This is a genomic window from Okeania hirsuta, from assembly GCF_003838195.1.
Lineage (GTDB): Bacteria > Cyanobacteriota > Cyanobacteriia > Cyanobacteriales > Microcoleaceae > Okeania > Okeania hirsuta.
In genome coordinates this window covers 1-12,758 of record NZ_RCBY01000201.1, presented here as the reverse complement: position 1 = coordinate 12,758, position 12,758 = coordinate 1, and the positions used below count along the sequence as shown (strand labels likewise).

Below are 12,758 nucleotides of genomic sequence, written 5' to 3'. Positions count from 1 at the left end.
CCAACTCTTACTATTCATCCCTTAATTTATCAGGTTTAATTTTTTTATACCGATGCTACCGGATTTGATATTAGATCTTGAATTTACACCTACTACCTCATAACTTTACGAATGATATAAACTGACACTGAAAGCTTTCAGTCTATGCTTCTGTCGCAAACTGCTGTACGATCTATTCAAGAAACTAATTGTTGATTGTAATTAACACTAGAGAAAATGGATAAGCGTTTTTTGAATATATTCCCCGGATTAAGTGAAGAAAAAGCAATTGCTTTACTAGAAACACCAATCGAAGAATTAGAAGATAAATCCGATCGTTATATTGCAGCAAGTCATTTAGTTAACTTTCCCAGTGAACGTTCAATCAATGTCTTAATCAAAACTCTACAAGATACAAACCCAGTTCTAGAACATAAAATTGCTAGACGTAAAGCGATCGAAACATTGGGACGTTTAAATGCAGTATCAGCACTACCTGCAATTAGAGCTTGCTTAAGTGACGAAGACTGTTACACTGTAGAAAATGCTGTCTGGGCAATTAGCGAAATAGGAACTGAAGATCCAGAAATTATTGCAGAAATTGCTCGGTTGTTGGAAAAACCTGCTCAAAGTTATCGTTTGATTATTCAGGTGTTAGGAAAATTTAACTATAAACCTGCAATAGATAAGATTCAGCAATTTACAGCATCTGATGATGAACCTATTGCTAGTGCAGCGATCGCTACTGTTTGTCGTTTAACAGGGGATTATTCCCAGATGACAAAAGTGCTAGAGTTTTTAGAACACTCAAATGTTAATGCTAGACGGGGTTGTATTCAAGACCTGATTGATACTAAATATTATCCATCTATTCCTAATATTGCTAAATGTCCAGTTTCCATGGTTTTTCGTCTCCGAGGAATTAGACTCTTAGCAGAAACGGGTATACCTACAAATGAGATTAACTTTGCTGAAATCGAACCCTATTTAGATTTGGTTGTTCGTGACCATCCCAATGATTTAGAATTAGTCCATGAATATGACCAAACTCCTACTTTAGAGTTTGCTATTCAAGAATTATACAGTACAGATTTTGGTAGATGTTATCTGGCTGGCAAAACCCTTTTAGAGAATTACCCAGAGGTTGCAGGTGCAGCGTTAATGGCAACTTTTGCAGAAAGTGCTCATAATGATTATGGTGCTCACTATCATGTAGTAAAGCTTTTGGGTTGGCTTAAATATGTTGATAGTTATGATTTATTGGTAGAAGCACTGCATAACACAGCGCCTCAGTTTCAGAAGTCTCGTGGTGCTGCTGCCCTTGCTTTGGCTAATTTAGGAGATGAGAGAGTAATACCTTTACTTAGAGAGACTATTAGTCAGACAAGAATTTTTGATTTGAAATATGCTTGTTTGTTGGGGTTAAAACAGTTAGGGGATAGTCAAGCTGTTGATTTAGTTGCTAATGACTCAGATTTATTGATTCAAGCTAAAGCAAAAAATATGATTTGATTGGGAGCAGGACTTACGCAAAGGTACTATATATATAGTCTAAAAACTACAACGTTATAGTTTTTATATATAGAACCCCTAAACGGAGCTATTTAAAAATAGACGGGCAGATGGGGTTATTGGTAGATAGGGGGATGGGGTAGTTTTATTACCTCAGCTCAACCTATTAAATATCGAGAATTGATGATGTACAAAACTATAACGTCTTAGTTTTTGTATAGAACCTTGATGGTAGCTATATAATTATGGTGTAAGAGTCTTTTTGGGCATCAATGAGTGAGGAAAAATCTTCTGTTGGTGTGTTAAATTTTTTGTATTATTTCTCCCCACATCTTCCCTCGAACCTCTTCCCTCTTACCTCTTATATCATGTCCGGTTGAATAATTAGACTTTGTTGGAAGGAAGGCAGAAGGCAGAAGGCAGAAGGCAGAAGGCAGACGGCAGAAGGTTTTTCCCATGATTACCTTAATTTTATACACAAACGATGCTACCGGACATGATATTACCTCCAGTATAGCTGTCTCAAGTATAGCTGTCTCAAGGCTAAAAAATTTAATATTTATGAAGATACCACTAAGGGGTTTTATATGTAGTCTCTGCGTAAGTCCTAAAAATATTAACAGAGATTAGAAGTATGATAACTTAGACATTTTGTAGATATTTGTTGTTGTCTAGGATAGTCTATCAAATTGGCCTTTAGCAAACAGCAGTTAAGGTTTAGAACGTCTCGTTTGGCCTTTAAAACCTCTCGGTTGAGGCTTGAAACCTCTAAAATCTTACTTTTGACTTTTGAATTTTGAATTTATGTATCGACCTAAGTGACCCTAAATTCTCAATTTTCCAGGAATACTAATGATGAGAGTGCGTGAGATATTGCAGGAGTATGAAAAAGGTAGACGAGATTTCCAAGGAGTGAGTCTTCGGGGTCTATCTTTTAAGGGAAAAGATTTGTCTGGAGCAGATTTTAGTGGGGCGGATATTCGAGGTACTAATTTTCGAGGAGCGAATCTGAGCGGTGCTAAGTTTCAGGGAGCTAGGGCAGGTTTACAAAAGCGTTGGGTGGTAGTTTTGCTTGTTGTGGCGTGTGCTTTGGTCGTAATTTCAGCTTTTGTTATTTTGTTCAGTTTACTTTTTTTATCGCTAATATACAACTCAGATAATCCAGAACAGCAGAATACTGCTTTAGTCGCCTTAGCTTTGCTTATTATATTTTGGGCAACAATTATTCATCATGAAATACCTCGCGTCCACCCAATCGTAGCCTTTACCTTCGGGTTTGTCATTTCTCAAGACGGATTCGTCGTCTCCGTATTTGTCGCTGCTTTAGCCAGAGCTATATTCCTAGCCTTTACCGGAGTCCTTGAAGTTGCTGGAGACTTTGGGGTTGCTGGAGTCCTCGGGGTTGCTGGAGTAATAACCTTCGCCGGAGCAACCCTTGCAGCCGGATTCTTCGACCAAACCTTCGCACTCACTTTCGCTTTTGCTCTTACTGGACTCCAAATAATGTTAAGTGTTCACATTGCTTATGAAGCAATCAAAAGAGATGAAAAATACCCCCTAACTCGTGGCATGGCTATTGCCTTTGCTGCAATAGGTGGAACCTCTTTCACAAATGCAAATTTAACTGATGCTGACTTTACCAATGCTACTCTCAAAAGTACAGATTTTAGAGGAGCTGACATAACTCGTACTTGTTGGAAAGACACTATAAAACTAGACTGTATACTAACATGGGAAACCTATCTAAAAAATTCTAAACTCAGAGAGTTAGTTAGAACAGGTCAAGGAAAAAATCAAAACTTCAATCGCTCAAACTACCTTAAAGGAATCAATCTCCAAGGAGCAAACTTAACTAATGCCAGTTTCATAGAAGCCAATCTCAACTCAGCCAACCTTCAAGATGCTGACCTTTCCCGTGCTAAGTTAGTAGGAACTTTTCTAGATCGAACTGACCTCACAGGAGCAACCTTAACCGGAGCTTTTATTGAGGACTGGAGGATAACCAGAAGAACTAAACTAGATCGTATCAAGTGTGATTATGTCTATATGCGCTTGCCCCCAGAAAAACGACCTGAATTTCTCAAGCTTACTCCTCAAGAAAGTCTTAATGATAATCCTCGTCGCCAACCTGCTGATTGGGAAAAGAATTTTGAGGAAGGTGAATTTGTGGATTTTATTACTCCGATGGTAGAGATACTAAACATCTATCACAACCAAGCAGTAGACCCCCAGTTGCATATTCACTTCAGAAATTACAGGAAGACTACCCAGAGGCAGAATTAGAAATTATTTCTATGGAAAAGCGAGGGAAAAATCGTCAAGGATTATTGATAAAAGCTGAAACGACACCTCAAGCTAACCATTCAGTTTTACATTCTGAATATTTTAATACTTATGACAGTCTAGAAGCACTTTCACCGGAACAACTTAGATTGCTTTTGGCAGAAAAGGAAAAATATACAAAAAAACTAGAAGCTTGGGTAGATAAAGCAGTTAATCGGTCTGGTGGTGTTAATATAGAAAATTATAGTAATAAAGGAGATACAAATATGCCCGAAAGTATAGGAGATAAAATTGATATTAGAGAAAACTATGGCATTGGAAAAGACGGAGAAATTCGAGAAATTCGTGGTGCAGTTGGCAACAAAGGAGAAATTTATGGTTTAGCTGATAGCCAAGGAGAAATTAAAGACTCAAAAATTGCTCGAAATATTTATGAAGCTCAACAAAAAACATTAGCTGAAACAGCAGCAGAAATTCAACAACTTCTCAAACAATTAGAACAGTCAAACCCTACAGAAACCACAGCAGGTCAAATGGCAGTTGTTACCCAAGCTATTGAAATTGTAGAAAATAACCCCACATTAAAACAGCGAGTCATAGGAGCATTAAAATCAGTAGGAACAGAAGCATTCAAAGAAGCTCTAGATAATCCAGTAGCTAATATTTTAGTAGCAGCTTTTCAAGGTTGGATTGAACCATAAAATCAGTCACTAATTATGAGGAGCAAGCTCTTCCATATTTTTAACAAACTTAGTATTACTCACAATCAAAATAACAAGTAACTTTTCTGGAAATTAAACTAATAATTCCTTTATTAACAATAATATTACAGGAAATTAAACAAATTACTATATAATAAAAGTTTAAAATCATTACCTACTAATATAGAATAATTGAAGCGTCAGACAATGTGATACTATTTATCTTTTTAATACTATAAACAAATTATCAATATGCCACACTTAATTCGCAAACTTTTCATAACAATCCTTTTATTATCTGTATTTTGCTTGAGCAACCCAGTAACTGTAATAGCTGCCACTCAACCACAGAATATTACCCCCACTCAATTAGAAGAATTAGAAAGTCTATTCGATCAAGCTTTAAATGCTAGTAATAACGGTGACTTTGCCAACGCTGAAAAATTATGGACTCAAATTCTAGAACAATATCCCTATAATCCGGCAATTTGGAGCAACAGAGGTAATATTAGACTTAGCCAAAATAAAATAGAAGAAGCAATATCTGATTATCAAAAAGCAATAGAAATTTTTCCTGATGCTCCAGACCCTTATCTAAATCGTGGTATTGCTTATGAAAGACTCAACAAATGGTCAGAAGCGATCGCTGATTACAATCAAGTCATAGAATTAGACCCAACTGACCCAGTTGCCTACAATAACCGTGGCAATGCAGAAGGAGGATTAGGAGAATGGGAAAAAGCCACCGAAGATTACAAAAAAGCTTCTGAATTAGCTCCTGAATATGCCTTTGCCCGTGCTAATTATTCTCTAGCTCTTTACCAAATTGGACAAACTCAGGAAGCAGTAAAAACCATAAAAAGCCTGGTTCGTAAATATCCTAACTTTGCTGATATGCGGGCAGCTTTAACTGCTTGTCTCTGGGAACAAGGCAAAAAAGGAGAAGCGGAAAGTAACTGGGTAGCTGCTGTCGGGTTAGATGGACGTTATCAAGACCTTGATTGGGTCGCTAATATTCGTCGTTGGCCACCTAAGTTGGTGAATGATTTGGAAAAGTTTATTAACCTAGAATGAAAACCAATCAATCTTGTGATTTTTACGATAGCATGCTACTTTATGCATAATAAGTCTGCTGGGCTAGGAGTGTCTAGGGGAGCCGTCGGATTGGCGAAGTACTGTGGAGCAACTGATAGACCAGAAAGAGGTTCGGCCTCAGAGGCAGGTGCTATGTTTCGCTTCGCGATATGTTTGCGGAGCATTCCGATAGGAAAAAGCGCAGCTCCCCTGTCAAGAGAGAGCAGAAAGTCCTAATCCGTGAGGTTTATTAATCCCGCATTGTCGTGTAAGGGGTATGTTGGAAAAATGTCAATAACCTAGAATAGTTGACTAAATTTACTTGTTTCCCAGACATTTGTCTGGGAATATTTTGCTTGATCAACAACCTATTGTGGTAACCACCCTGCACTAAGAAGTATGGTTAAACCCATAAAAAGTACAGAAAAAGTCCAAGTAATCCTATTCAAGGTTATCTCTGCACTTTTGGTGCTAGTAAACAATTGAGCTTGTCCACCAATACCACCAATTCCATCACCTTTGGGGCTGTGTAACAAGACAAATACAACAATACCGATAGCCGATATAATCCAGATAATTTCTGCAAGTTGAACAACATTCATAATTTTTAATTCGTTAAAAAATCCAATAATTTCACTGAGCTTGAGAAGGAGAGGTAATTATTAATTATTAATTATTAATTGTTGAACTGCCTCCTGTCTAACTAGCTGACTACAAACCCATTCGCACAGGAGTACGATTTTGTTGAATATCATATCCGGCATTTTCAATTATTGACCTTCCAGTCATCTCAGGAGGCTGGGGCAACTGTAAAATCTCCAAAATAGTTGGTGCTACATCTGCTAAACACCCATCTCGTCGTAAAGGCACTTTAGTGCCATGACCGGGAATTTTTCGTCCCTCTCCTTCTATGAGTATAAATGGCACAGGATTTGTAGTGTGAGCTGTCCAAGGACTTCCTTGTTCATCCCACATATATTCAGCATTACCATGGTCAGCAATAATTATTGCTGTGCCACCTACTTTACTAATACTATCTAAAAGTTGTCCTAAACAATAGTCAACTGTCTTAACTGCATTTACTGCCGCATCCATAACCCCAGTATGACCTACCATGTCAGGGTTAGCATAATTAATCACAATTAGAGAATAGATTTGTTTTTCCACAGCAGTGATCGCTACTTCTGTTACTTCTTTAGCTGACATTTCTGGTGCTTCATCATAATGAGCAACCATTGGACTTTGAATCAATTCTCGGTCTTCTCCCTCAAATGGTTGTTCTAAACCTCCATTGAAAAAGTAAGTTACATGAGCATATTTTTCAGTTTCAGCGGTGCGGAGTTGGCGTAGACCATGCTGAGAAATGACTTGTCCGAGAATATTATTTAAGTTTTGAGGCTTAAAAGCCACTAAGACAGATAAACTAGGGTCATATTGAGTAAAAGTTAAAAATGTCAATGGTTGAATTTGTTGGTGCTCAAACCCATTAAAATCTGGATCTACAAAAGCTTGAGTCAATTGACGGGCACGATCGGGACGAAAATTAAAGAATATTACTCCATCTCCAGGTTCTATAGCTCCTGGGGATACTCTAACTGGGATAACAAATTCATCTGTTATACCTTCAGTATAAGACTGTTGTAGTAAATCAGAAGCAGAACAACCTACTCCATAACCGTCTTTGGTCATTACTTCATAAGCTTTTTGAATTCTATCCCATCGTTTATCCCTGTCCATTGCATAGTAACGACCACTAATAGTTGCAATTCGTCCTACACCACTTTGATTAATGTGATATTCTATTTGTTTGAGTACCTGGACTCCTGATTTTGGGTTTGTATCGCGTCCATCAGTAATAGCATGAATACAAACATCAGAAATTCCTTTTGCTTTAGCCATATCTAGTAAACCTAATAAGTGGTTTACATGAGAATGAACTCCTCCTGGGGAACATAAACCCACTAAATGTAGTTTGGAATTACGCTCACTAACATCTTGACAACATTTTTCAATATCTTGATTTTGAGCAATTGAGCCATCTTCTACGGCATCAGATATTCTTACCAACTCCTGGGGTACAATTCTCCCCGCACCAATATTTAAGTGACCGACCTCCGAGTTACCCATTTGACCTTCTGGCAAACCTACTGCTTTGCCAGAAGCTTGAATCAAAGTTCTAGGATATGCTTGCCAAAGGCTATCAATTATAGGTGTTTCACCAACAGCAATCGCATTTCCTTCTTTTTCTTCTCGATAACCCCAACCATCTAGAATAATTAGTACAACCGGAGATATAGAAACTGTTCCCATGATTTTTTACCTTTGATACCTAATCTCGGTTCTATAATGACTAAATTCAACATACTACAATTGAGTATATTTTTATCTAATCTCTATTAATGTCTACTAATTAAGTAGACCAGTCTTGTTGAAAAGTTTAGCTGAAGTTACTATATCATTCAAATTATTTCTTGATTTTACTTTAGATGAATTTTATTAATATCTAAATATTAAATTAGATTTACATAAATTTGATGATAAAGGGAGGTAAAAGGGAATACCTTGAGAAGGCAACTAGAGAAAAATATAACTCACTATAAACCAATTAATGATGGATAATTTAATTTTTTTTTAATAAATTTATTGTCAAAAAACAAATTTTTAAACAAAATAAAGTAGTAGAAACAAATATCCTGATTTTTTTTTAAGCATTGAATTTTGGTATAACTAGTTCACAATTAAGATTGGCTTGACGCTATAGTTATTGAAAGTCGATCAAAAAAACTTAAAAATGTGATACTTAGAGTAGCAACGATGGTATTTTTGATCTTAAACTATTGTAAAATTTATCAACATAAACAAAATCTCAAATGAACAAAGTATTGTATTTCGTCAGCATAGGAATATTAGCTTTCTGGATACTTAGAGGTGAATCTGTAGCACTTAATGATGAAGATATGCAATTAATGGCATTATCAGATTCTGCCAGTTTTTCTAACCAAATCCTAGCTCAAGTTCCAGATTCTCCATCTTCTGATTCACAATCACAATCGACTATTCCATCAGCAGAAGTTCCAGAAAAGTCCAATACAGTTGCTAACTTGATCCAATCTACCGACCCAGAGGAAAGAGAAAAAGTTTTACAGCAAAACTTAGGAAATGAGGTAGATGATACTACAATTCAACCTTCTCAAACAATATCTGTTCCCACAGGTAGAGACCCATTTTCTGTTGTTCCTGAAATACCAGTACCAGAATTAGCACCAGAAGAATCTTCCGTAGCCCAATTGCCAGAAATACAAGGCCAACAACTACCTGGTCTACCTACCCTTCCTGAAACTACAGCACCCACTACTTGGCAACAAAATGTGAGAAGGATAGTACCTAGCGATGATAGTCCAATTGTTGCTCAACAAAGACGAAGAAGACCATTACCTAATACTTCACCATTCGAAAACTCATTTGTAGAGCATGGTTGTTAACTTTATCGCAAAGGTAGTATGATTTTGCTAAATTTTTGCTACCCTTGACAATATTAGGCTTTTCGGAACTAGCAATGCGTAAATTTCTACTAATATTAGGAGCGGGGTTACTATCAGTTTGGATAAGTGGATGTGAATCTCTACCATTTTTTAACAGAGGAAACAGTTCTACTGCCAATACTCCAGAATCTTCTCCTACTCCCATAGACCCTCCTGAATCTCCTTCTCAAATTCTTGCTGTTGACGAACCTTTCCCATCTCCAGATATTCCCCAAAAGTCAGAGACGGCAAAAGATTTAATTAGGTCTACAGACCCGAATGAAAGAACAAAATCCCTCCAACAAGAAGTTCAAACTCAAACACCTACTTCTATTTCAAGCATTCCAGAGACCAGAGACCCCTTCTCAAATTTACCAACTATTCCAGTACCAAGTCGGAGATCGAATCAAACAGGAGATTCTGTATCTACCCAACTTCCTGAATTAGATAGTCAGCAAGTACCAAATATTCCAACTCTACCAGAAACTAAATCCCCTTCCTCTTGGAGGGAACCAGAGTCAACTGCAACCAGAACAAACCAAGGGACAGACTCAAACCAAGTTCCTCAACAACAAAATTCACAACAGCCATCTGCCACAAACAGACAAAATTCAAGTTCAGCTCAATCACCCCCTCCATCAAGGCAAACGCCCAACAGTAAGCTACCGCAAAATACAAACAAACAAGCAGCATCACAAAACAATACTCAGTCAGGAAAAAATAATAATACAAAAGTTGCAGCTCATCCTCCAGGTACTACACAACAATCACAATCTCAAGAGCCACCATCTCCACCAAAACCCCCAGAGTTGCCCAGTTCATCTACTCAACAAGTACCAGGTTTACCAGAACTGCCAATAGAGTCAACCCCGCCTCCTCAGTGGCGAGGGCCAGGGTTTCCACCACCACCACCACCACCACCGCCACCACCACCTCCTCCACCACCGCCACCAGATACAACTATTGCCGACGGTATAGAAGTTAGTGGAGTTGTGCAAGTGGGACATCAAAAGCAGATTATTGTTAAGGTTCCTACAGAGCCTACAAGTAGATATGTAAAAATTGGACAACGACTAGCTAATGGTAAGGTATTGGTAAAGCGAGTGGACTTTAAGACAGGAGCTGACCCAGTTGTCGTGTTTGAGCAAAGTGGTGTGGAAATTCAAAAAGAGGTAGGAAGTCAGCCAACAACTGAGGAGTAAAAAAATAAATTATTCTAATTAAATTTCGTTAATTTTGACTGCCTGGAAAAACAGAATTATGTCAAATTTATGCTGAAGAAGAACTGGTAGTAATGGATTTCATGGAAAGTCAAATTGAAAGACCTAAAAAAAGACAAAAACAGTTTGATAGTGGAAAAAAAAAGAACATACTTTAAAAACACAATTGATAATTAGACAAAAAAGTGGTTTGATTATGTGCCTAGTCAAGATAAAAGGAAAAAATCATAATTTTAAACTATTGAGAGATTTAATTAAAGTTATTGCAGATTAAGGCGATCAAGGAATTGCAAAAATTCATCCATCAATTAAGTAAAACACCAATTGAGAAAAAGAAAGGGAAAAAGTTAACAAAATAAGATAAAAAATATAATCGTCAACTTAATCGATGACGAATTAAAGTAGAACATATTCTAATCCTGAACGAAATCGGGGTAAGAGATTCAGGTTAATATCCAACTTAATAGCTGGTATTTATAATTAGGATTTGTCTAATTAAGTTGAAAAAAAATCTATTAAATTTCTAGTTGGTTGAGCTTTTAATCATTAGGTGAACTTTTTTAGTATGCCTATTTTTAATGATTTGGCTAGAGAGCGATCGCTTAAGATCAATTATTCAGAAAAAATGAGGAATTCTGCCTGTCTTATCAAGTCAACTTAGACAAAAAATATCTGTAAATTATAGCATAAAATATTTTTGCAAGAAGTATCAAGTATCTTGAGACATTCTGGAGTAAAATTAGAATCAATTTCCACAGTTCTGTGCAACTGTATATAATGGATATAATGGAATCAAGAAATAATAGAAACTCTTTAAATTAATAAATAGGCTTAGTATAGGCCATGCTGCTATCAATAAAACAACTAAAAATAGCGATATTAACAGGTTCTTGCCTGGGATACACAATTTTGATGTGGCATCCTCAGTCCTTAATGGCACAAGAACAAACAGAAGCACCTTTTTGTGAAGGAAACCCTCCTACTGGCAGAGTTAAATGCAATTATCCCAATGGAGATAATTATGCTGGAGATTTTGTCAATGGAAGACCAGAAGGAAGTGGTGTATATGTCTATGCTAATCGTAATCGCTACGAAGGACAGTTTCGGAATGGTCTGCCTAATGGACAGGGTACTTTTATATTCTCTGATGATTCCAGAGTTACAGGAGTATTCCAAAATGGACAAATTAGGTCGGGTACAATTACTTTTGCCAATCAAGATCGCTTTGTCGGAGAATTTAACTTAGTGGAGAATCTCTCTAGTAATGTGATTAGTAGTCAGCCTACTGGTCAAGGTCAATTTATTTATGCTAATGGCGATCGCTATGAGGGAGATTTCTTTGCAGGTTCTCCTTTTGGTCCAGGAGTGTTTACTCGTGCTGATGGCATACGATGTCAAGGAGATTTTTATAATTCAGAACTAGATGGGAGAGGAAGTTGTACATATCCTAATGGAATTCGTTATCAAGGAGAATTAAGAGGAGGAATACCTCATGGTGTAGGGATTATTATAGATGCTGAAGGAAAAAGATTTCCAGGAGTATTCCGTAATGGTCAAAGACAAGAATAAATAGAGTAGTAAATACTACTATTATATATGTGATATGTGAATGATGAATTTTTCATTCACAATAGGACGGAGATGAAGAAATAACAAAGCCTTTTTGGTGTTCAGTTAACTATAGCCGAAAAGGCTAAGTTCTTCTAAGAACTATAGCGTTGCTGATTTGAGGTATGATATCTTGTCCGGATAAGAGGGCGAGCAAAAAACCTCCTCCTTCTACTCGGGGTTTCTTCTTCTTTCTTCCCTCCTGACTCCTGACTCTTGACTTCCCCTCCTGGGAGGGGTTAGGGGTGGGTTGACTCTTAAGTAATTAGAATTCATATCATACAGGTGCTTCAGCAACGCCAGAACTATGTAATATCAGAGCTGTTTCATAGTGTTATGAAAAAATATCTACTTTCGCTTCGACACAAAATATCTTTATTATCCCCACTTTTTGCGGACTTATAGCGCTCCGCGCTAGGCAAAAGTCATGCATCAAGTGCTAATTGGCAAGGTTTCCTCAGAATGTAAGACGCACATCTGACAGTCAGAAGTTAAAAGTAATCCCTGACGCTCATTTGAGCCTTTATACAGCGCTTCCCGTTGTTATGAGGTACATCCATCGCGGGCAAGATGCCCGCACTACAATATTTTCATCATTTACTCTGTACCTCATTTGCCAGAAATATGCTGTAAATGTCCTCGCCCTTTGTTTCGACTGCTATATTTATAAATAGGGTTTGCTTATGGAAGTCTTTTGGTATGAGGTAGGAGTCAACCCACCCCTAACCCCTCCCAGGAGGGGAAGTCAGGAGAAATGGAGTCAGGAGGAATGGGAGATTTAGAGGAGGTAGTCGGATATTTTATCATTTTCTTTGTGGGTTTAATACCCCACCGTCAACGGGGGTGTTCAAAATTACTTG

Annotated in this window: 9 protein-coding genes and 1 pseudogene; 8 read left to right on the top strand and 2 right to left on the bottom strand. The window is 37.4% G+C overall.

The window, feature by feature from the left end; all coding sequences use genetic code 11:
• Positions 1-216 precede the first annotated feature (216 nt).
• The 4 genes from cpeY to D5R40_RS24695 all read left to right on the top strand — a co-directional run bounded on the left by cpeY (position 217) and on the right by D5R40_RS24695 (position 5,549).
• A complete protein-coding gene (gene cpeY, locus D5R40_RS24710) occupies positions 217-1,491 on the top strand; it encodes a C-phycoerythrin alpha-cysteine-82 phycoerythrobilin lyase CpeY (RefSeq protein ID WP_124147549.1) in 1,275 nt (424 codons plus the stop codon).
• Positions 1,492-2,343: 852 nt separating this feature from the next.
• Positions 2,344-3,774, top strand: coding sequence for a pentapeptide repeat-containing protein (locus D5R40_RS24705; protein WP_124147550.1), 1,431 nt, complete (start codon positions 2,344-2,346; stop codon positions 3,772-3,774).
• A gap of 11 nt (positions 3,775-3,785) precedes the next feature.
• A complete protein-coding gene (locus D5R40_RS40035; RefSeq protein ID WP_124155362.1) occupies positions 3,786-4,475 on the top strand; it encodes a hypothetical protein in 690 nt (229 codons plus the stop codon).
• A gap of 252 nt (positions 4,476-4,727) precedes the next feature.
• Positions 4,728-5,549 carry a tetratricopeptide repeat protein gene (locus D5R40_RS24695; protein WP_124147552.1) on the top strand — a complete coding sequence of 274 codons (822 nt, stop codon included), beginning with the start codon at positions 4,728-4,730 and terminating at the stop codon, positions 5,547-5,549.
• Between the two features lie 368 nt (positions 5,550-5,917).
• Here the strand turns inward: D5R40_RS24695 and secG are convergent, their stop codons facing one another.
• Positions 5,918-6,151: a preprotein translocase subunit SecG gene (gene secG, locus D5R40_RS24690; RefSeq protein WP_124147553.1), complete on the bottom strand. Its 234-nt coding sequence runs from the start codon at positions 6,149-6,151 to the stop codon at positions 5,918-5,920.
• Between the two features lie 109 nt (positions 6,152-6,260).
• Positions 6,261-7,859 carry a 2,3-bisphosphoglycerate-independent phosphoglycerate mutase gene (gene gpmI, locus D5R40_RS24685; RefSeq protein WP_124155361.1) on the bottom strand — a complete coding sequence of 533 codons (1,599 nt, stop codon included), beginning with the start codon at positions 7,857-7,859 and terminating at the stop codon, positions 6,261-6,263.
• 560 nt (positions 7,860-8,419) lie between these two features.
• On the opposite strand from gpmI, the gene D5R40_RS24680 reads away from it, so the two are divergent.
• The 4 genes and pseudogenes from D5R40_RS24680 to D5R40_RS24665 all read left to right on the top strand — a co-directional run bounded on the left by D5R40_RS24680 (position 8,420) and on the right by D5R40_RS24665 (position 11,859).
• Positions 8,420-9,031: a hypothetical protein gene (locus tag D5R40_RS24680; protein WP_124147555.1), complete on the top strand. Its 612-nt coding sequence runs from the start codon at positions 8,420-8,422 to the stop codon at positions 9,029-9,031.
• Between the two features lie 74 nt (positions 9,032-9,105).
• Positions 9,106-10,272: a hypothetical protein gene (locus tag D5R40_RS24675; RefSeq protein WP_124147556.1), complete on the top strand. Its 1,167-nt coding sequence runs from the start codon at positions 9,106-9,108 to the stop codon at positions 10,270-10,272.
• Between the two features lie 38 nt (positions 10,273-10,310).
• A pseudogene (locus D5R40_RS24670) lies at positions 10,311-10,774 on the top strand (transposase family protein); the annotation flags it as partial.
• A 359-nt stretch (positions 10,775-11,133) separates the two neighbouring features.
• Entirely contained in the window at positions 11,134-11,859 is a 726-nt protein-coding gene (locus D5R40_RS24665; protein WP_124155359.1) for an MORN repeat-containing protein, read from the top strand.
• Positions 11,860-12,758: the final 899 nt, after the last annotated feature.